The organism is Adlercreutzia faecimuris, assembly GCF_022669055.1.
Lineage (GTDB): Bacteria > Actinomycetota > Coriobacteriia > Coriobacteriales > Eggerthellaceae > Enterorhabdus > Enterorhabdus faecimuris.
Genome location: NZ_JAJMLW010000004.1, coordinates 205,349 through 225,243 on the forward strand (window position 1 = coordinate 205,349; position 19,895 = coordinate 225,243).

The 19,895-nt window shown below is 69.5% G+C and carries 20 protein-coding genes; 17 read left to right on the forward strand and 3 right to left on the reverse strand.

Annotation, left to right across the window (positions count from 1 at the left end; all coding sequences use genetic code 11):
- The first annotated feature begins 115 nt into the window (after positions 1–115).
- From LPT13_RS11105 to LPT13_RS11115, 3 genes are all read left to right on the forward strand, one after another.
- Positions 116–1,510, forward strand: a complete 1,395-nt coding sequence (locus tag LPT13_RS11105; RefSeq protein ID WP_242166459.1) for an SLC13 family permease — start codon at positions 116–118, stop codon at positions 1,508–1,510.
- A gap of 66 nt (positions 1,511–1,576) precedes the next feature.
- Positions 1,577–2,107, forward strand: a complete 531-nt coding sequence (locus tag LPT13_RS11110) for an FKBP-type peptidyl-prolyl cis-trans isomerase (protein WP_242166460.1) — start codon at positions 1,577–1,579, stop codon at positions 2,105–2,107.
- A gap of 33 nt (positions 2,108–2,140) precedes the next feature.
- Positions 2,141–3,055, forward strand: coding sequence for a LysR family transcriptional regulator (locus LPT13_RS11115; RefSeq protein WP_242166461.1), 915 nt, complete (start codon positions 2,141–2,143; stop codon positions 3,053–3,055).
- A gap of 130 nt (positions 3,056–3,185) precedes the next feature.
- On the opposite strand, the gene LPT13_RS11120 is transcribed toward LPT13_RS11115, so the two are convergent.
- Entirely contained in the window at positions 3,186–3,617 is a 432-nt protein-coding gene (locus LPT13_RS11120; protein WP_242166462.1) for an MOSC domain-containing protein, read from the reverse strand.
- A 360-nt stretch (positions 3,618–3,977) separates the two neighbouring features.
- On the opposite strand from LPT13_RS11120, the gene LPT13_RS11125 reads away from it, so the two are divergent.
- On the forward strand, positions 3,978–6,548 hold the full coding sequence (locus LPT13_RS11125; RefSeq protein WP_242166463.1) for an ATP-dependent Clp protease ATP-binding subunit: 2,571 nt from the start codon (positions 3,978–3,980) through the stop codon (positions 6,546–6,548).
- Positions 6,549–6,634: 86 nt separating this feature from the next.
- Here the strand turns inward: LPT13_RS11125 and LPT13_RS11130 are convergent, their stop codons facing one another.
- On the reverse strand, positions 6,635–7,837 hold the full coding sequence (locus tag LPT13_RS11130; RefSeq protein WP_242166464.1) for a HipA domain-containing protein: 1,203 nt from the start codon (positions 7,835–7,837) through the stop codon (positions 6,635–6,637).
- A gap of 85 nt (positions 7,838–7,922) precedes the next feature.
- Between LPT13_RS11130 and ispD the strand changes: the two genes are divergently transcribed.
- The 10 genes from ispD (at position 7,923) to LPT13_RS11180 (ending at position 15,824) form a co-directional block, all read left to right on the forward strand.
- A complete protein-coding gene (ispD, locus tag LPT13_RS11135; RefSeq protein WP_242166465.1) occupies positions 7,923–8,780 on the forward strand; it encodes a 2-C-methyl-D-erythritol 4-phosphate cytidylyltransferase in 858 nt (285 codons plus the stop codon).
- A complete protein-coding gene (gene ispF, locus LPT13_RS11140) occupies positions 8,770–9,363 on the forward strand; it encodes a 2-C-methyl-D-erythritol 2,4-cyclodiphosphate synthase (protein WP_277927066.1) in 594 nt (197 codons plus the stop codon). The genes ispD and ispF overlap by 11 nt, the downstream gene beginning before the upstream one ends.
- Positions 9,364–9,486: 123 nt before the next feature.
- The gene (locus tag LPT13_RS11145; RefSeq protein ID WP_242166466.1) at positions 9,487–10,260 is read left to right on the forward strand and encodes a GTP pyrophosphokinase; all 774 of its coding nucleotides are present in this window, start codon (positions 9,487–9,489) and stop codon (positions 10,258–10,260) included.
- 203 nt (positions 10,261–10,463) lie between these two features.
- Positions 10,464–11,015, forward strand: coding sequence for an RNA polymerase sigma factor (locus LPT13_RS11150; RefSeq protein ID WP_242166468.1), 552 nt, complete (start codon positions 10,464–10,466; stop codon positions 11,013–11,015).
- Positions 10,987–11,595: a hypothetical protein gene (locus LPT13_RS11155; RefSeq protein WP_242166470.1), complete on the forward strand. Its 609-nt coding sequence runs from the start codon at positions 10,987–10,989 to the stop codon at positions 11,593–11,595. The genes LPT13_RS11150 and LPT13_RS11155 overlap by 29 nt, the downstream gene beginning before the upstream one ends.
- 110 nt (positions 11,596–11,705) lie before the next feature.
- A complete protein-coding gene (locus LPT13_RS11160) occupies positions 11,706–12,008 on the forward strand; it encodes a type II toxin-antitoxin system RelB/DinJ family antitoxin (RefSeq protein ID WP_242166472.1) in 303 nt (100 codons plus the stop codon).
- Positions 12,005–12,475: a PIN domain-containing protein gene (locus LPT13_RS11165; RefSeq protein WP_242166473.1), complete on the forward strand. Its 471-nt coding sequence runs from the start codon at positions 12,005–12,007 to the stop codon at positions 12,473–12,475. The genes LPT13_RS11160 and LPT13_RS11165 overlap by 4 nt, the downstream gene beginning before the upstream one ends.
- 69 nt (positions 12,476–12,544) lie before the next feature.
- A complete protein-coding gene (gene cysS / locus LPT13_RS11170) occupies positions 12,545–14,050 on the forward strand; it encodes a cysteine--tRNA ligase (RefSeq protein ID WP_242166474.1) in 1,506 nt (501 codons plus the stop codon).
- 185 nt (positions 14,051–14,235) lie between these two features.
- Positions 14,236–15,030, forward strand: coding sequence for an ABC transporter ATP-binding protein (locus LPT13_RS11175; RefSeq protein WP_242166475.1), 795 nt, complete (start codon positions 14,236–14,238; stop codon positions 15,028–15,030).
- Positions 15,027–15,824, forward strand: coding sequence for a hypothetical protein (locus LPT13_RS11180; protein ID WP_242166476.1), 798 nt, complete (start codon positions 15,027–15,029; stop codon positions 15,822–15,824). The genes LPT13_RS11175 and LPT13_RS11180 overlap by 4 nt, the downstream gene beginning before the upstream one ends.
- Positions 15,825–16,037: 213 nt before the next feature.
- Here LPT13_RS11180 and LPT13_RS11185 read toward each other — a convergent pair whose 3' ends face one another.
- Positions 16,038–16,664: a TetR/AcrR family transcriptional regulator gene (locus tag LPT13_RS11185; protein WP_242166477.1), complete on the reverse strand. Its 627-nt coding sequence runs from the start codon at positions 16,662–16,664 to the stop codon at positions 16,038–16,040.
- A 189-nt stretch (positions 16,665–16,853) separates the two neighbouring features.
- On the opposite strand from LPT13_RS11185, the gene LPT13_RS11190 reads away from it, so the two are divergent.
- From LPT13_RS11190 to LPT13_RS11200, 3 genes are all read left to right on the forward strand, one after another.
- Positions 16,854–18,305 carry a peptidase U32 family protein gene (locus tag LPT13_RS11190; RefSeq protein ID WP_242166478.1) on the forward strand — a complete coding sequence of 484 codons (1,452 nt, stop codon included), beginning with the start codon at positions 16,854–16,856 and terminating at the stop codon, positions 18,303–18,305.
- A gap of 251 nt (positions 18,306–18,556) precedes the next feature.
- Positions 18,557–18,856 carry a CDP-alcohol phosphatidyltransferase gene (locus LPT13_RS11195; RefSeq protein ID WP_242166479.1) on the forward strand — a complete coding sequence of 100 codons (300 nt, stop codon included), beginning with the start codon at positions 18,557–18,559 and terminating at the stop codon, positions 18,854–18,856.
- 146 nt (positions 18,857–19,002) lie between these two features.
- On the forward strand, positions 19,003–19,857 hold the full coding sequence (locus LPT13_RS11200; RefSeq protein WP_242166480.1) for a P-loop NTPase: 855 nt from the start codon (positions 19,003–19,005) through the stop codon (positions 19,855–19,857).
- Positions 19,858–19,895: the final 38 nt, after the last annotated feature.

Here is a 19,895-nt window from a genome sequence, read left to right on the forward strand (position 1 = left end):
GGGCGCACGCGGCGTCGCGCCCCTCCCGGGGCACCCCGGGCCGCCGGGCCGTTGGAGGCTCTGATGGGATACCGCCCGACCGCTTCCGAGCGGAAGGGGGATAAGGGGGAGGAACATGACGAAACGCATCGTCGGCATCGCCATAGCCATGGCGTTCCTGCTCTTCTTCGCGCTCACCCCGCCGCCGGAGGGCCTGGCCGTGCCGGCCTGGCACGTGTTCGGCGTGCTGTTCTCGTCGGTCATCATGTGGCTGTTCGACATCTTCCCCAAGATGATCGTCACGCTCTACGTGTGCGCGGCCTGCGTGGTGGTGGGCTGCTACGATTCCATGTCCGAGGCGCTCAAGTCGTTCATGACGAGCGCGAGCATCATGGTGCTGGGCTCGTTCTTCCTGGCGGGCATGCTCTCGCAGACGAACATCCCGCTGCGGCTCGTGGGGTTCCTCACGCGGTTCACCAAGGACAGTGGCAAGGCGTTTCTGCTGGTCATCCTTGCCACCTGCACCCTCATCTCGTCGTTTTGCGACGACATGACGGCGGCGACCATCGTCTACACGTTCGTCGTGTCGCTGTTCGGCATCGAGCGGCGCGTGGTGGTGGAGGAGAACCGGGCCCTGCGCGCGGCGATGATGATCGGCATCCCGCTGGCGGCCTACGCCGGCGGCTGCATAACGCCGGTGGGGGCGCCGAGCAACGTGGTGGCCATCGAGCTTCTGCGGGCCACGGCGGGCGTGGACATCACGTTTCTGCAGTGGTTCCTCATCATGATCCCCATCTCGTGGTTCATCGTGATCGTGCTGTGGGCGTTCCTCTGCCTGACGCTGCGCCCCGAGCCCCTGGATCCGGCCACCTACCGCAAGATCCGCGAGGCGACGAGCCTGGGGCCGTGGACGGCGGCGGAGAAGAAGTCCCTGGCGGTGTTCCTGGGCATGGTGGCGCTGTGGTTCGCCGGCTCGGCCGTGCCGATTCTCAGCAGCCCCATGGTCGTCATCATCGGCGCCATCGTCATGTACCTGCCCGGGGTCGACCTCATGGTGCCCGAGCGGTTCCAGAAGATCGCCTCGTGGGACCTGTTCTTCTTGCTGCCGGGCGTCATGGTCATGGCGACGGTCATCGAGCGGTCCAGCCTCATCCAGTGGCTCATCGACAACGCCTTCACGGCGCTCTCGGGGCTGCCGATGCCGGTCACGCTGTTCCTCGCGTGCCTCGTGCTGTTCCTCATCCGCGTGTTCATCCCCGCGGGGCCGCCGGTGACCATCCTCGCCATCCCGGCGCTCATCGGCATCGGCGCGGTGGCGGGCATCCACCCCGTCACCATGACGTGCATCGGCGTGGTGTGGGGCACCATCTGCTTCATGCTGCCCATCGACATCCTGCGGGCCTACACCTACGACGCGGGGCAGTTCACCGTCAGGCAGATGTGGCGGGCCGAGGTCCCCACCGTCCTGATAAGCCTCGCGTTCACCACGTTCTACATGCCCCTGGCGGTGGGGCTGGCCTTCCCCGGGTAGGGGCGGGCCCCTGACAGGCCGCGCGCCCGGCCTAGGGTCGGCGCCGGCGCCATGACGAAGGAAGGGATGGTCGCGATGCGCGAGCTCGGATCATGGGTGGACATACGCTACCGGGGAACGTATCCTGACGGAACCGTGTTCGAGGATCGGCTCTCCGGGGAGCCCCTGCGCGTGGTGTTCGGCGCCAGCTGCGTCCCCCGGGGGCTGGAATCGGCGCTGCGCGAGATGGCGCTCGGAGAGGAGCGCCGGGTCGAGGTGACGGCTGCCGAGGGGTTCGGCTCCCACGAGGAGGCGGCGGTGTTCCGCATCCCGGTGAGCATGATCCCCGACTACCGGTCGCTGCCGGTGGGCGAGTACATCCAGTGGTACGGCGATACGGCCAAGAACCGGGAGCCGACGGCGGCGAAGGTGGTCAAGGTGGACGACTTCGAGGTGGTGCTCGACCTCAACCACCCCCTGGCGGGGCGCGACGTCGTCTACGAGGTGACCGTGGTGGACGAGGGCGAGGCGGGGCGCACCCCGGTGGACGCGATGCTCGACGAGCTCCGCCAGCAGGTCGCCGCGCAGGTAGTGCGTGAGGGCGCGGCCTCGAACTGACGCCTTGGGACGCGAGGGCAAGGGAGGTGACCCATGGAGATCAGCCAGCTGCGCTTCTTCCTGGCCTCGTGCGACGGCGCCAGCTTCGCGAAGGCCGCCGAGGCGACGGGCGCGACGCGGCAGGCCGTCAGCAACGCGGTGAGGGCCCTGGAATCGGAGATGGGCATCCAGCTTTTCGAGCGCAAGCACAACCAGATGCGGCTCACGGAGGAGGGGGAGCGCCTCGCGCGCCGGGCGCAGCGGGTCATCAGCCTGGTCGACGACCTCTACAACGAGGAGACCGACGGCCGCGATGAGCTGGTGCTGGGCCTGGACTCCTTCACGGTGGGCTCGATGACCGACCCCTTCGACTCGCTGACGGAGTACGCCTCGGCCGAGGGCGGCTGCTTCGTCCGCATCACCCAGGACCTCTTCGAGGCTATGGGCGAGATGCTGCTCGACGGCCGCCGCGACCTGCTCATCCTGCGATCCCAGCGCGACTCCTTCGACGGCTGCGTCTCGGTGCCCCTGCGCACGGCGAAGCTGGGGCTCATCGTGAGCGGGGACGACCCGCTGGCGCGGCGGGACGTGCTCGGCACCGACGACGTGAGCGGCCGCGCGCTCATCGTCCCGAACGGGGCGGAGCAGCGCTACAAGGTGCTCTTCGACGCGCTGGCCGTGTCGGCGGGGCGCCGGCCCAAGGTGAGCTACGTCGACAACTCCGCCGTGGCCCTGCAGGCCATCAAGAAGACGGGCGGCGTCGGCATCACCGACTTCGACGGCCCCGCGCGCAAGATGGAGGTGGGCGGCTGCCTCAAGATCCCCTTCGCCGGCGCCTCCGAGAACGTCTACGACTGCGCGATCTACCCCGAGGACAGCCCGAAGAAGGACCAGATCGGCCACTTCGTCCGCTGGCTCCAAGCCGGCGAGCGCTTCCTCAAGTGGCACCCCTCCGTCCCGATATCCTAGGCCTCGCGCGTTCTTGCCGCCCTTCGGGCGAAATACACGCAGGCCGTATTTCGCCCGAAGGATCTGCTCGCATTCCCTGATGCGAGGGGCCCGCCTGGCGGACGCCGGGCAGGCCCCTCGGGCGCGGGTGCTACGCGGCTACCTCGATCGGGTCGCCGGGGGCTACCCGGCCGCCGCGCAGGACGCGGCAGAAGACGCCCTCGCGGGGCATGATGCAGTCGCCCATCTGGTGGTAGATGGCGCAGCGCGCGTGGCACTCCTTGCCGATCTGGGTGAGTTCGAGCAGGGTGTCGCCGCAGGTCAGCTGCGTGCCGATGGGGAGGCTCTTGAGGTCGATGCCCTCCACCACCAGGTTCTCGCCGAAGGCCCCGTTGCCCACCTCGGCGCCGCGGGCCCGGAAGGCCTCCACCGGCTCGAGCGGCAGCAGGCTCACCTGGCGATGCCACTTCCCGCCGTGGGCGTCTCCCTCGACGCCCCAATCGGCCTGAAGCGTGACGCTCGGCTGCTCGGTCTTCTGGGTTCCCTTGGCGGTGCTCGTGCATACGGCTCTGACGACGCCCATGATGCGCCCCTCTCCGGTCGGCGATGGCCCGCGCGCCACCCCCGGGCCACCCGGTGCAAGGGCTGTGGGATCCCGCTCCCGCTGCACGACGGGGAAGACGGGCCGTTCTCGGCGCAGGAATAGCCTACCAGAATCCTAGATTATCCTCAAGAGGGAATAAATGAAGAGGGGGGAAGGAGGGAAAGAGAGAGGGAAGAAGGGGAGAAAAGGGGCGCCTCGCCTGGGTCCCTACTTATATATGTACGCAAATTGTGTGGGGCTCGCATCGCCAGCTGATGCCTTAGCACTTGGTTGACAGGAGTGCTAGGATGATTCCGAACAACTGAGAGAGCGCAAGGCTCCGCGAGAAACGAGGCGAGCATGTCATTCGAGAAGTTCACCGACAAGGCCCGCAAGGTGCTGGTCCTGGCTCAGGACGAGGCCCGCGGGCTGCACCAGCCCTACGTAGGCACCGAGCACATCCTGCTCGGGCTCATCCAAGAGAAGGACGGCCTGGCCGCCCAGGCGCTCGCGCGCCTGAACGTCGGCTACGAGGGCGTCGTCCAGACCATCCGCCAGGTGGTGTCCATCGACGAGGAGGCCGACGTCTCCGGTCACCTCCAGTTCACGCCGCGCGTCAAGCGCGTGCTGGAGAACTCCCTGCGCGAGGCCATGCAGATGGGCCAGTCCTACATATCCACCGAGCACCTGCTGCTCGGCATCGTGCGCGAGGGCGAGGGCACCGCGCTGGAGGTGCTCGGCCGCATGGGCGTCACCGGCGACGACGTGCGCGCCGCCCTGAACGACCTGGTGGGCCAGAGCGCCGTCTACGCCGGCCGCGGCGGGTTCGACCCCATGGGCGGCGGATCCGACTCCATGCTCAAGGAGTTCGGCACCGACCTCACCAAGAAGGCCCGCGACGGCCAGCTCGACCCGGTCATCGGTCGCGCCGCCGAGATCGAGCGCGTCATGCAGATCCTGTCGCGCCGCCAGAAGAACAACCCGCTCATCCTGGGCGAGCCCGGCGTGGGCAAGACGGCCATCGCCGAGGGCCTGGCCCAGCTCATCGTCGCCAACCAGGTGCCCGACCTGCTGCGCAACAAGCGCCTCATCACGCTGGACGTGTCGGCGCTCGTGGCCGGCTCGAAGTACCGCGGCGAGTTCGAGGAGCGCCTGAAGAAGGTGATCAAGGAGGTCATGGACTCCGGCGACGTGCTGCTGTTCATCGACGAGATCCACACCATCATCGGCGCCGGCTCGGCCGAGGGCTCCATCGATGCGGCCGCCATCCTGAAGCCGCCCCTGTCCCGCGGCGAGATCCAGATCATCGGCGCCACCACGCTCGAGGAGTACCGCAAGCACCTCGAGAAGGACTCCGCGCTCGAGCGCCGCTTCCAGCCCCTCACGGTCAACGAGCCCAACGAGGAGCAGGCCATCCGCATCATGGAGGGGCTGCGCGACCGCTACGAGGCGCATCACCAGGTGCGCTTCACCGAGGAGGCCATCCAGGCCGCCGTCACGCTGTCCGAGCGCTACATCCAGGATCGCTACCTGCCCGACAAGGCCATCGACGTGCTCGACGAGGCCGGCGCCCGCATGCGCATCCGCAACATGACGCTGCCCAAGGAGCTGCGCGACCTCGACGACGAGCTGCGCCGCATCCAGGCCGAGAAGAACGCCGCCATCGCCGACCAGAACTTCGAGCGCGCCGCCCAGCTGCGCGACGAGGAGGCGTCCCTCAAGGACAAGCGCGAGCAGGCCGAGAAGCAGTGGACCGAGGACGCGTCCAAGACCATCCAGCAGGTCACGCTGGAGGATATCGCCGACGTGGTGTCCATGACCACCGGCGTGCCCGTGTCCAACCTCACCGAGGCCGAGACCGAGAAGCTCCTGCGCATGGAGGGCGTGCTCCACGAGCGCGTCATCGGCCAGGACGAGGCCGTCACCGCGCTCTCCAAGGCCATCCGCCGCTCGCGGTCCGGCCTGAAGGACCCGAAGCGCCCCGCCGGCTCGTTCATCTTCCTGGGCCCCTCGGGCGTGGGCAAGACCGAGCTCTCCAAGGCGCTCGCCGAGTTCCTGTTCAACTCCGAGGACGCGCTTTTGTCCTTCGACATGTCCGAGTACATGGAGAAGCACACCGTGTCGCGCCTGATCGGCAGCCCGCCGGGCTACGTCGGCTTCGACGAGGGCGGCCAGCTGACCAAGGCCGTGCGCCAGCGCCCCTACTCGGTGGTGCTGTTCGACGAGATCGAGAAGGCGCACCCCGACGTGTTCAACATCCTGCTCCAGATCCTGGAGGAGGGACGCCTGACCGACGCCCAGGGCCGCACGGTGGACTTCCGCAACACGGTCATCATCATGACGTCGAACGTCGGCGCGCGCGACATCGCCCAGACCACCCCGCTCGGCTTCTCGGCCGGCGAGGGCGGTGGGCTCTCCGACAAGGAGATCAAGTCGCGCGTCATGTCGGAGATGAAGAAGCTGTTCCGCCCCGAGTTCCTCAACCGCATCGACGAGATCATCGTGTTCAAGTCGCTCACGGCCGATCAGATCGCCCAGATCGTCGAGCTCATGGTGGCCGACCTGCGCGACCGCATGATCGCCCAGAACATGACCATCAACCTGGACGAGGAGGCCGTCAGGCTCATCGCGAAGGAGGGCACCGACACCACCTTCGGCGCCCGCCCGCTGCGCCGCGCCATCCAGCGTCTGCTGGAGGACCCGCTCTCCGAGCAGATCCTCGAGGGCCGGTGGACGAGCGGCAGCGTGGTCGACGTCACGGTGGCCGACGGCGAGCTCGTGTTCAACGAGGGGACGGGGTCGATCCCCGCGCCCCGCAAGCGCGACTCCATCGCGCGCGACGCCGAGCTGCTGCTGACCAACTTCGACCTGGGCCACGCCGGCATGAGCCCGGCCCCGGCCGGCTCGCTCACCGGCGGCGCCGCCGACTAGCCGCCGCGCCCGCATCCCGCCCGAACGCCAAGGGCCCCGGGGACACGTCCCCGGGGCCCTTCTTGCGCGCCTGGGCCGCGCTGGGCCTAGCGGGCGATGCGGTCGAGCACCTCGATCTTGCGTTTCACCTGGTCGACGATGATGCCGATGCGCCGCTCGGGAATGTTGGGGTTCTTCCCCAGGATGCTGGCCACGGCCTCGGGGAACCCGTCGAGGGCCGCCGCGTCGAACCAGCCGAAGTAGCCGTCGAACAGGGCCACCTGGTCGGCCGGCTTCATGCCCATGCGCTTGAACGGCTTGGCCAGGTACAGGAAGTCGGCGGGCACCTCCAGAAGCTCGGCGTCCGACCACAGGCACGACCCCGTGTCGAACACCGGCGCCAGGCCCGTGACCTCGAGCGTCTCCGCGTTGCGGATGACGCCGAAGTTGCGGTAGTGCCTGTCGCGGTTGGCCAGCACGAAGTCGCAGGCGAACATCTTGGCCAGCTGGGTCATCACCTGATCGGCGTCCAGGCCGAAGTCGACGCAGCGGCGCACGTAGAACTGGAGGTCGGACAGGTTGTTGGGCTGCTTCACGTTGCGGACGACGTCCCAGCCGGCCACGAGCTCCTCGTCATCGCCCAGGAGGTTGCCGCAGGCGGAGTACACGCGGCGGCCGTCCTCGAACAGCCAGTAGGGGGTGAACTCGCCCGGCTCCATGAGGCGCCGGTGCAGCTCGGTGGCGATCACCTCGTTGTAGGGCTCCTGGTTGACGAAGCCGATGCCCGACTTCAGCAGCACACGCTGCCCGTCGATGATCTTCCACTTCTTGAGCAGGTCGCCGCCGAGCGTGCTGTTGGGCGACGAGAGGCTCACCCGCGCGTAGTCGGGCGCGTCGGGCGATGACCCCTGGGAGTCCTGCCCCAGGGTGAGGAACCCCAGGTCATCGGTGAAGTCGTTGTCGAAGAAGTTGACGGCGTCCCAGGTCTTGGGGTCGTCCTCGTCGTTGAGCCAGTAGCGGTCGGAGAGCGACAGCCCGAAGCTCCGCTCGGCCAGCACGAGCGTGCTGTCGAGCCGCAGGTTCTCGAGCAGGCGTTTGACGTGGGCGCGCGAGGCGGGGATGGCGCGATGATGCCACCAGTAGTTGAGGTCATAGGGGCCGATGTCGCCATGGCGGTCAGCCATACCGATGGGCGCGGCCTCCAGGTGCTCCCGCCGCGTGACGCGCACGGCCTTGTGCTCGTCCAGATCGTACTCGAAGGCCAGCACAGGCGTGTTCTTGTTCATGAGCACGTAGTGGACCAGGGCCATCGCGCATCACCACCTTCCGAGAATCGCCTGCGCTCATCCTGCATTATACTGTAGGGCACCTATTCGTCCGTCAGGGGGTATGCCCATGTCACAGACCATCGATCCCATCTTCGAGCCGGCGGCGCTGCGGGCGCCGGAGCTGCTGCTGGACGGCCTCGACTTCGACGCGCTCACCCAGGTGAACTGCGGGCTCCAGGGCAAGGTGGACAAGAATCCCCAGACGGCGGCCATCATCCTGGCCGGCGGCACGGGTGAGCGCTTCGGCAAGGAGGGTGGCAAGCAGCTGGTGGAGATAGCCGGCAAGCCCATCCTCACCTGGTCGGCCGAGGCCTTCGACGCGGTGGGCGACGTGGGGCTCATCGTCATCGTGTGCCCCGAGGACCGCATGCGCGAGTACCTGTCGCGGGCCATCGACCCGTTCCCCTTCGTCACCCCGGTGGTCATGGCGCCCGCGGGCTCCATCCGCCAGGAGTCGGCCTTCTCGGGCCTCGAGTACGTCGGCGACGAGTACGAGTACGTGGTGCTGCACGACGGTGCCCGCCCGCTCATCTCGCCCGATCTCATCCTGCACACCATCAACACGGTGAAGGGCAACTTCGACTGCGACGGCGCCGTGGTGGCACATCCGGCCATCGACACCCTCAAGGTGGTCGAGAACGGCGTCATCATGGGCACGCCCGACCGCAGCGTGTTCTGGAACGCGCAGACGCCGCAGGTGTTCCGCACGGGCATCTACCGCCGCGCCCACGCGAGCGCGCTGTCCGATGGGTTCGTCGGCACCGACGACTCGTCGCTCATCGAGCGGCTCGGCGGCCGCGTGCTGGTGGTCGAGGGCAAGCGCGACAACATCAAGCTCACGGTGCCCGAGGACTACGTGCTTCTGGCCAGCGCCGTGCGCACCATGTTCCTGAAGGACGCGGAGGGGATGCGCCATGGCGAGTAGCGCGCCGGCGGGTGCGGGTGCGGTGCGCGACGCGTCGGGCGCGCCGGGTGCGGCGGACGCGGGTGCGGACGCGCCGGGCGCGGCGGCCGTCCCCGCGGCCCTGCGCGGGCTGCGCACGGGCCTCGGCTACGACGTGCACGCCCTGGCCGAGGGGCGCCGCCTCATCCTGGGCGGTGTGGACATCCCGCACGACCGCGGCCTCGACGGCCACTCCGACGCCGACGTGCTGGCCCATGCCATCGCCGACGCCCTGCTCGGCGCCGTGCGCGGCGGCGACATCGGCAAGCTGTTCCCCGACACCGACCCCGCCTACAAAGACGCCGACTCGCTCAAGCTGCTGGCCGCCGTAGCCGCCTTCGTGCGCGAGCGCGGCTTCACCATCCTCGACGTCGACAGCGTCGTCGCCGCCCAGGCGCCCAAGCTCTCGCCTCACCGCGACCAGATGCGCGCCAACCTGGCCGCCGCCCTGGGCATCCCGGTGGAAAACGTCGGCGTGAAGGCCACCACCACCGAGTGGCTCGGCTTCGAGGGCCGCGAGGAGGGCATCAGCGCCACCGCCACCTGCCTGGTCTGCCGCCTGTAACCCGCCGGCGCCGTCATCTCCTGCCGGCAAGCCCCCTCGTCTCCTGCCCGACGCTATAATGGCCGACTGGGAAGGCGCCGCCTGAGGGGCGGCGGAGCACGGCTCGGCAGGGGAGGAGGCCGCGTGGAGGAGCGAGGCAACCGAGGCAGATCGGCTGGCGAGGGCAGGCTGCTGTCCCTGGGGCTCGAGGGGCTGGAGGCCCTGCGCGTCCGCCGTGGCGAGATGGCGGGCCAGGTGATGGCACGCCTTGCCGACAGCGAGGAGTTCGCGGCCATGGTGGAGCGCGGCGTGATGCCGTTCCGCCGGCTCATGACCTACTACGACTGCGCCATGATGGAGGTCGAGACCAAGTTCCGCGTGCTCGACGCCGAGTTCGGCCTGCAGCATGACCGCAACCCCATCGAGTCGATCAAGACGCGCCTGAAGAGCCCGGACAGCCTGGCGAAGAAGCTCTCCCGCAAGGGGTTCCCCATGACGGTCGAGTCCATCGAGGAAAACATCTTCGACGTGGCCGGCGTGCGCGTGGTGTGCACGTTCCCCGAGGACCTGTTCTCCCTGGCCGACGCCCTGCTCGCCCAAGACGACGTGACGCTCATCGAGCGGCGCGACTACGTGGCCAGCCCCAAGCCCAGCGGGTACCGCAGCCTCCACCTCATCATCGAGACGCCCATCTTCCTGGAGCACGAGAAGCGCCTGGTGAAGGTGGAGGTGCAGCTGCGCACCATCTCCATGAACTTCTGGGCGTCGCTCGAGCACCAGCTGCGCTACAAGAAGGACCTGGCCGAGGCCGATGCGGCCGCCGTGGCCGAGGAGCTGGTCGACCTGGCCGAGGTGGCCGCGAACCTGGACGCCCGCATGCAGGCCCTGCGCAACTACCTCGACGCCAGCGCCGACTAGCCGCGCGCGGGACAACGGGGACGTAGGATGTCGTCCGCGCCGAGCGTCGCTGAACGTCGTCAACGGGGGCGGGACAACATCCTACGTCCTCGTTGTCCTTTGCGCTCCTTTCCAAAAAACTTTTCCCTTCGTCGCACATTCGGGCGGCCCAGCGCGTATTACGGGTGAAGGGCCTTTCAATCCGGGAAGACGAGGGAGCATCTGTGGACAGCCGTGAGTTTCGCGCCGCCGTCGACGCCTATGGCGACATGGTGTACCGCATCGCGCTCAACCAGACGCGCAGCGCCGCCGATGCCGACGACATCACGCAGACGGTGTTCATGAGGCTCTACGCCAAGCCGCCGGCCGACGCCGACGGCGAGCACCTCAGGCACTGGCTCATCCGCGTGACGGTCAACGAGTGCAAGAGCCTGTGGCGCACGCTGTGGCGCCGGCGGGTGAGCCTGCAGGACATCACCGACGAGCACCTGCCGCCCGCCTTCGACGAGCCCGACCACGAGCGCCTCTACGACGCCCTGGCCGCGCTGCCGGAGAAGTGCCGCATCGTCGTGCACCTCTTCTACTTCGAGGGCTACGGCACGCGCGAGATCGCCGGCATCCTGGGCGTGCGGGAGCCCACGGTGCGCACCCGCCTTTCCCGGGCGAGGAAGATACTGAGACAGCAGCTGAGGGAGGCGTGGGAAGATGAGCAACCAGACCGGATACCAGGCAACGAGGTACCGAGCCATGATGGAAGAGGTTCATGCCCCTGCTGACCTGCTGGGAAAGGTTAAGGGCATTCCCATGGAGAAGAGGATGAAGGCGCCGGCCGCGGCGCTCAAGGTGGCGACGGCGGCGATGGTGGCCGTGGTGGGCGTGTTCGCCGTGACCAACGGCGTGTGCTACGCCGCCACGGGAGAGACGTGGATCGAGAAGGCGGTCGTGATGGTGAACGGCAGCCCGGTCGAGCTGGACGTGAAGATGACGCAGAACGGCGACGTGACCATCGGCGAGGTCACCTACGAGGTGGCCGACGACGACTCGGGCGCCGCGCTCGACATGACCGTGGTGAGCGAGGGCGGCGATCCTGCCGAGCCGGGCATCGGCACCTTCGAGATCACCGACTACACGGCCCCCGACGCCCCCGCTGGCAAGGCGGTGGCGACGGCGCCCGTGCTCGAGCGCGACGACGGCCGCGTGTACGTGGCCCCGGAGGGCGCCGAGCCCGTCGAGGTGACCGATCAGCTGGCCGCGGAGGGTGCCGCCATCGGCGAGTACGAGGCCGACGGCGTGACCTACGTCTACAAGGTGGCCGGCGAGAAGGGCGCCTACCACGCCACCGTCGAGCGTGCCTGATTCCCTCCTGGCGCGCCCAAGCCCCCGGCCCACCCAGCCGGGGGCTTTTCTTATGGTGCGGCTTCTGCTATGCTATGCATTACGTAATGCAATATAAAAGAGGAGGAGCGGTGACGACTACGGGGACGCTCAACGTTCGGCTGCCTGAGGATCTGAAGCGCCACGGGGGAGAGGTGCTGGCGCGGGGCGGCGTGTCGGTGTCCCAGGCCGTGCGCTGCCTCTTCGAGCATCTGGAGCAGACCCAGGAGATTCCCTCCTGGATGGAGGCCGAGCCGCGGGAGGGCGCCGTGGCGGCCCGGCGCCAGCTGCTCCGCTCGCTCGTCGGGATGGCTGATCTGCCCGAGGGCTACGATGCCCGCCAGGACTACCGTGCGCACCTGCTGGCGAGGCAGGCGTTCGGGGGCGAGCGATGAGGATCCTCGTCGACGTGAACGTGATCGTCGACATCCTTGGGAATACGGACGACTTCGCCGACTCCTTCTGCGCCCTCGACGCCATCCTGCTGCGGGAGTTCGAGCCGTGCCTGCTCGCATCCATGACGCCGACCATCCACTACGTGCTGGCGGCGAGGAAGTACGCCACGCGCGCCCAGGCGACCCAGGCGCTCGAGGCGCTGTCGTCGCTCGTGTCGGTGCTGGACGTGACGGGCGCCGACTTCCGCGCCGCCCTCAAGAGCCCCCTCGTCGACTTCGAGGACGCCCTCATCGCCGAGGCGGCCCGGCGCCACGGCGTCGACCTCATCCTGACGCGCAACCTGCGCGACTTCCGGAAGTCGCCGGTGGCGGCGATGTCCCCACGCCAGTTCCTCGAGGCCTATCGCCCCGCAGGATACGAGTACGGCGAGGTCGAGCTCGACGGGGAGGGCGCCGACCAGCCCTAGCCCGTCGTGTCGGCGGGGGTGGGGATGCGCTACAATCGCATGCATTCGCGAATACGTTAGGAGCATCCCATGACCATCAGGCTCTACGATACCAAGCTGCGCCGCAAGGTGGACTTCACGCCCCTCGTGGAGGGCAAGGTGTCTATGTACGTGTGCGGCCCCACCGTGTACAACCGCATCCACATCGGCAACGCGCGCACGTTCATCTCCTTCGACATGATCCGCCGCTACCTCCAGTGGCGCGGCTTCGACGTTACCTTCGTGCAGAACGTCACCGACGTGGACGACAAGATCATCAAGCGCGCCAACGAGGAGGGCCGCACCGCCGCGGAGGTGGCCGCCGAGTACACCGAGGCGTTCATCGGCGACATGCACGCGGCCGGCGTCCAAGACCCCGACGTGCGCCCCAAGGCCACCGAGGAGATCCCCGCCATGATCGAGCTCGTGCAGAGGCTCATCGACGGCGGCCACGCCTACGAGGTGGACGGCGACGTGTACTTCGCGGTGCGCTCGTACCCCGCCTACGGCGGCCTGTCCGGCCGCAACATCGACGAGATGGAGGGCGGTCACCGCGAGCTGCGCGCCGACGGCCAGGGGCTGGAGGACCGCAAGCGCGACCCGCTCGACTTCGCCCTGTGGAAGGCCGCCAAGCCGGGCGAGCCGTCATGGGAGAGCCCCTGGGGGTCCGGGCGTCCCGGCTGGCACATCGAGTGCTCGGCCATGTCGCACAAGTACCTGGGGCTGCCCTTCGACATCCACGGCGGCGGCTCTGACCTGGCCTTTCCCCATCACGAGAACGAGCGCGCCCAGTCGGAGGCGGCCTGGGGCTGCACCTTCGCCAACCACTGGATGCACTCGGGCATGCTCCAGATCAACGCCGAGAAGATGTCGAAGTCGCTCGGCAACTTCATGCTGCTCTACGAGGTGCTCGAGACGACGCGCCCCGCGGCCCTGCGCATGCTGATGCTGCAGACGCACTACCGCAGCCCGCTCGACTTCTCGGAGGACCGCCTGGCCGAGGCCGACGCCGCGCTCACGCGCATCGAGAACGCGGTGCGCAACCTCGACTGGCTGGCGTCGAACGCCGTGGACGGCGCGCCGGACGTGGTGGACGCCGCGGCGCTGGGCGCCCAGGTGGCGGCCGCGCGCGAGGCCTTCGCCCAGGCCATGGACGACGACTTCAACGCGCCGGCGGCCCTTGGCGCCATCTTCACGCTGGTGGGCGAGGTCAACGCCGCGGTGGCGGACAAGTCGCTGTCGGTGGCCGACGCCGAGGTCGTGACGACCGCGCGTGATGGCATCGTCGAGCTTCTGGCTGTGCTGGGCATCCAGCTGGAGGACGACCAGGACGAGGGCGCGGCCTATCCGCCCGAGGTGATCGCCCTGGCCGCCGACCTCGCCGGCTACGGCGGCGCCGACGCCATGGAGGCGGTCGAGGCGCTGCTCGAGGCCCGTGCGCTCGCCCGCAAGGAGAAGAACTGGGCTGTGGCCGACGGCGTCCGCGACGGTCTGGCCGCCCTCGGCTTCACCATCGAGGACACCCCCCAGGGCGCCCGCGTCTCCTACGGCGCGTAGCGCCTGCACCGCCGACAGGCGCCGCGGCCCCGTCGATCCGACGGGGCCGCTTCTCGTTATGACCCCCTTCCGAAATCGGGTCAACGGCGTATCGTCTTCCGCGAGGGCGCGAGGGCGCGAGGGCGCGAGGGCGCGAGGGCGCGAGGGCGCGAGGGCGCGCCCGTCGGACGGAAGGGAGGGCCGCCATGAACCCGGTCATCGAGCTGCGCGGCGTCACCAAGGACTACGGCGCCGGCCGCGGCGTGTTCGGCCTGTCGCTGGCCGTGGGGCGCGGCGAGGTGGTGGGGTTCCTCGGCGCCAACGGCGCGGGCAAGTCCGTCACCATGCGGCTGCTCATGGGCTTCATCCGCGCGGACGAGGGCCGCGCGTCCATCGGCGGCGCCGACTGCTTCGCCGACCGCGCGGCCATCCAGCGCCGGGTGGGCTACCTGCCCGGCGAGCTGGCGTGCCCCGCCGACATGACGGGCGTCGCCTTCCTCGACTTCATGGCGGCGATGCGCGGCGCGTCCGACGCGCGCCGCCGGGCCGAGCTGACCGCCTTCTTCGAGCTGGACCCGCGCGCCCGCATCCGGTCGATGTCGAAGGGCACCAAGCAGAAGCTCGGCATCGTGGCCGCCTTCATGGGGGCGCCTGACGTGCTGCTGCTCGACGAGCCTACGAGCGGCCTCGACCTGCTCATGCAGCGCCGCTTCGTCGAGCTCGTGCGCGCCGAGCGCGACCGCGGCGCCACGGTGCTGCTGTCGTCCCACGTCCTGGGCGAGGTGGAGGGCACGTGCGACAGGGCCGTGTTCATCCGCGCGGGGCGCCTGTCGTCGGAGGCGCGCGCGGCCGACCTCACGCTCGACGCCACCCTCGAGCGCCTCTACGGCGCCGACGCCCTCGACCGCCACTGGGCCGCGCCCGGCGCCGCGGTGCCCGGCGTCGCGCCTGCGCCGCCGGCGCCTGTCCCTGCCGCCTCGTCGAAGGGAGGCTCCCGATGATCTCCGCCCTCCTCGCGCGCAGCCTGCGCGCCTCGGCTGCCGTGCTGATCGCGCTTGCCGCCGTCATCGCCCTGTACGCCGTCGAGGTCGTCTACCTCTACGACCCGGCCGTCAGCGAGAGCCTGGCGCTCATGCAGCAGGCGCTCCCCGAGCTCTTCGAGGCGTTCGGCATGGCCAACCCCGCATCCACGCTGCTCGACTTCCTCATCAACTACCTCTACGGCTTCCTGCTCACGGCGGCGCTCGTGTTGCTGGCCGCCTACCTGGCCCAGCGCCTGGTGGCCGGCCCGGCCAAGGACGGGTCGCTCGCGTGGCTGCTGGCCGCGCCGCGCCGCCGCGCGGCGATTGCCGGCACCCTCGCCCTGGCGGCGGCGCTGGCCGTGGCGCTGCTGGTGGCCGTCACGGCGGCGGTCGAGGCGGCGGCCTGCGAGGCGCTGTTCCCCGGCGAGCTCGACCATGCAAGCCTCGCGCGCGCCAACGCGGGGCTGCTCGCCCTGGGGCTGTTCGCGGCGGCGCTCTGCCTGGCGTCGGCCTGCGCCTTCCAGCGCCCGGGCCTCGGCCTGGGGGTGGGCGCCGGCGCCTGCGCGCTGTTCTTCGTCATGGGGCTGTCGGGCACGGTGGGGGAGGGCCTGGCCTGGGTGGCCGACCTGTCGCCCTTCGCGCTCTTCGACCCCTACGGTCTGGCGGCCGGCCAGGGCGATGCCGTCGCGGGGGCCGTCGCGCTCGCCGTGGCGGCCGCGGCCCTGTTCGCCGCGGCCATCGCCTGCTTCTGCCGCCGCGACTTCAGCCTGTAGGGCTGGCGGGAGCGGACGCCTTGGAAAAACGGGCGTCGCATGCAAATCGGAGCGGTTTTGTACTCCCGCGATGCCGGTTTCGCCGCCTTCTCTGCTATGGTGCGCGCAAAACCCCAGGAACTGCGTCCGCAGATCGCTGTCGCAGCGGGGTTTTCGCGCCGGGCGGAGTGCAAAACCGTTCGAATTCGCAGACTCCTGGCGAAAACGCGAGGCCTAGCGGTAGGCCCAGCCGCGCAGGATCTCGCACCACTGGCGGTAGGCGGCCATGAACGCGTCCAAGTCGAGGCGCTCGCGGGCCATGAGGCGCTGGTGCAGGTAGCCGTCCCCCATCATGATGAGCATGTCGAGCACCTCGCGCGGATCCACGTCGTCGCGGAAGCGGCTGAAGTCGACGTTCTTGAAGAACCGTCCGAACATCTCGTCCACCTGCCGGCTCGTCCACGCGGCCATGGTCTCGCGGATGTCGCGGTGGTCGGCGTAGAACGCGCGCACCGAGAACTCGAGGGCCCACGGCCAGCGCGTCAGCGACGCCACCTTCTGCTCGCCGGCGTACAGCATGAGGTCGAAGAAGTCGTCGATGGCGTAGAAGTCGTCGTCGACCACCCATTCGACCACGCGCTCCATCAGGTAGTCCAGGGTGCGCAGGTACAGCGAGCGCTTGTTGCGGAAGTAGAAGAACAGCAGGCCCTTGGACATGCCGGCGCGTCGGGCGATGTCCTCGGTGGAGGCGCCCTGGTAGTCGTTGCGCCCGAAGCCCTCGACGGCCGCGCGCATGACGGTATCCTGCCGCTCGGGCGGCAGCGCGTCGAAGTCCCCCTGCCGCTGTCCGTCTGACGCCATGGCCCCTCCTCGGTCGCATCTCGCGTTGACCGGCCGGTCAACGCCCGGCGCCCATCGTACCCCATTGACCGGATTCCGGAAGGGGGAGGGGAGGCAGCTCCGCGTTCGCGGGCGGCGGGCGCGGATGCAGGACGGGCGCTCCCGGGCGGCGGGCGCGGATGCGGGGCGGGAGCCTTATAATGGTGCGTCATGGCCGAGGCGTCTCGCATACCGATGGAGCTGCTGGCCCCCGCCGGGGGGATGGATCAGCTGCGCGCGGCGGTGCGCTTCGGCGCCGACGCCGTCTACCTGGCGACCGACCGCTTCGGCATGCGCGCCCGCGCCGCCAACTTCGCCCTGGCCGAGCTGCCCGAGGCCGTCCGCGTCGCCCATGACGCCGGCGTGCGCGTTCACGTGGCCTGCAACGTCCTCATGGGGCCCGACGACATCGACGCGCTGCCCGCCTACCTGCGCGCCGTCCAGGACGCCGACGCCGACGCCCTCATCATCGGCGACTTGGGCGCGGCCGCCCTGGCGCGCGAGCACGCGCCCTTGGTCGAGCTGCACGTGAGCACTCAGGCCTCGGTGGCTAACGCGGCGGCGGCGCGCGTCTGGCACGCCCTGGGCGCCAAGCGCGTGGTGTGCGCCCGGGAGATGTCGCTGGCCGACATCGCGCGCCTGCGCCAGGACACCCCGCCCGACCTGGAGATAGAGGCCTTCGCCCACGGGGCCATGTGCATGGCCGTGTCGGGCCGCTGTCTCATCAGCAGCTACCTCACCGGCCGCTCGGGCAACCGGGGCCACTGCACCCAGCCCTGCCGCTGGAGCTACGCGCTGGGCACCGCGCCCGATGCAGGGGAGCGCCCCGCGGGGTTCCTGCTGGAGGAGGAGAAGCGCCCTGGCGAGTTCATCCCCATCGAGGAGGACGGCCGCGGCACCTTCATCATGAACGCGAAGGACCTCAATATGCTGGCGCACCTGCGTGAGCTGGCTGACGCGGGCGTGGACTCCATCAAGGTAGAGGGGCGCAACAAGAAGGCCTTCTACGTGGCCACGGTGACGGCCGCCTACCGCCGCGTGCTCGACGGCGAGCCGCCCGAGGCCGTCGCCGACGAGCTCCTGGCCGTGAGCCACCGCCCCTACGGCACCGGCTTCTACTTCGGCGAGGCCGAGCAGGCGCCGGACTATGACGGCTACGAGCAGGAGACGCGGCACGTCGCCGACGTGCTGGCCTGCGAGGAGCTGGCTGCGGGGGAGGGCGCGGAAGCCGTGCGCCCCGCATCGGCCGCGGAGGGCGCGGAAGCTGGGGGCGCGGGCATCGCCGCAGCGGACGCCCCGGTCGAGGACGCCGGCGCCGCGGCGGGTGCGCCGGACGCGGACGCCGCGGAGCGCCGCTGGCGCCTGACCGTGCGCTGCCGCACCCGCTTCGCCGAGCGCGACGCGTTGGAGGCCCTCGTCCCGCGCGCCCCCGCCCGCGCCCTCGAGGTGCGCGACCTCACGTGGCTGCCCGAGCCCGACGCCGACGACTCCGCGCCCCCGCCCGTGCCGGTGGCCGTTGCCAACCGCTCCTGCGCGCGCTATACCCTGACGACTACCTGTCCGGTGCCGCCCGGGTCGTTCCTGCGCGTCCGCGCCTTCCGCCGCTCGGCCCGCCACGGCTGACCCGCGCGCTGCCGCCCCGCACCCGGCCGCCGCGCCCAACCGCCCGACCGCTGCGCCCAACCGCCCGGCGCCCCGCGCTCCGCGCCCAGCCACCCGGCGCCCCGCACCTGCCCGCGCTCACCTTCCCCGCCTCTGACCAGGCCCTCCGCCCACTTCGCACCCGTGATGATATTGTTGCGCGTTCTGGACGGCCCCCGCCGCCCTTCTTGGTATCATGGGAGCATCATATTTCCTAGGGAAAGGGAACCGTCATGGGAGTCAAATCCGCGGAGGTACTGGAGATATCCTACGATGAGCTGCCGACCTACCTGCACGCCCACCACTCGGTGTACATGGACGTCGACGGCGCCACCTATTACCTGACCGACGTGAATGACCGCTACTGGCGCGTGCAGGACACCGCCGAGTTCAACGAGAAGGGCCACTACGTCGACTGCAGCGACCTGGTTCCCACCCTGAGCGAGTTCCTGGAGCTTCCCTTCCTCCATGGCAAGGCTGTGAAGGACCTCTTCGAGGAGGCCACCTTCTACGCCTCCGAGAAGCCGGAGTAGCCCCTTCCCACAACTGAATAGCGAACCTACGGGGGCGGCTCGTGACGAGCCGCCCCTTCTTCATGCCTTGTGCTATGATGCCTGCTGTTAAACGGCGCGCCGCGGGCCCTCGAGACGGGCCGCGGCCTCACGGGAAAGAAGGAACCATGGCAGAAGAAGAGTGCAGCCACGAGTGCTCCAGCTGCGGCGTCTCGGGGTGCGGCGACCGCACCGCCGACGCGGGCCCGAGCACGCTCGAGACGAACAAGCGCACCACCATCAAGAACGTCATCGGCGTCGTGTCCGGCAAGGGCGGCGTGGGCAAGTCCCTGGTGACGAGCTTGCTGGCCTCCGAGATGCGCAAGCGCGGCCACAAGGTGGCCATCCTGGACGCCGACGTGACCGGCCCGTCCATCCCCAAGTCCTTCGGCATCACCGGCCACCTCACGGCCGACGAGGACGGCATCAACCCCTCCTGCTCCGAGAGCGGTATCGAGGTCATGTCCGTGAACCTCATGCTCCCGCAGGACGACCTGCCGGTCGCCTGGCGCGGCCCGGTGGTGTCCGGTGCCATCAAGCAGTTCTGGCAGGAGGTCAACTGGGGCGAGATCGACTACATGTTCGTCGACATGCCTCCGGGAACCTCCGACGTGTTCCTGACCGTCTTCCAGTCGCTGCCGGTCGACGGCATCGTCACCGTGTCGGCCCCGCAGGAGCTCGTGGCCATGATCGTGGGCAAGGCCGTCAACCTGGCCCGCTCCCTCGAGGTGCCGGTCATCGGCCTGGTGGAGAACATGGCGTACTTCAAGTGCGATGACTGCGGCAAGGAGCACCACATCTTCGGCGAGCCCCAGGGCGCGGCCGTGGCCGAGAAGTACGAGATCCCCGCGGTGGCCACGCTGCCGATGGATCCGAACTTCGCGCGCCTGGTCGACGCCGGCCAGGTGGAGGCCTACGACGTGGAGGGTGCCCTCGACGGCATCATCGACCAGATCGAGGCCGCCGCGAAGGCCGAGGCCTAGGGGAGGGGACGCCCTGCGGAGGGAGCCCGCGGCTCCGC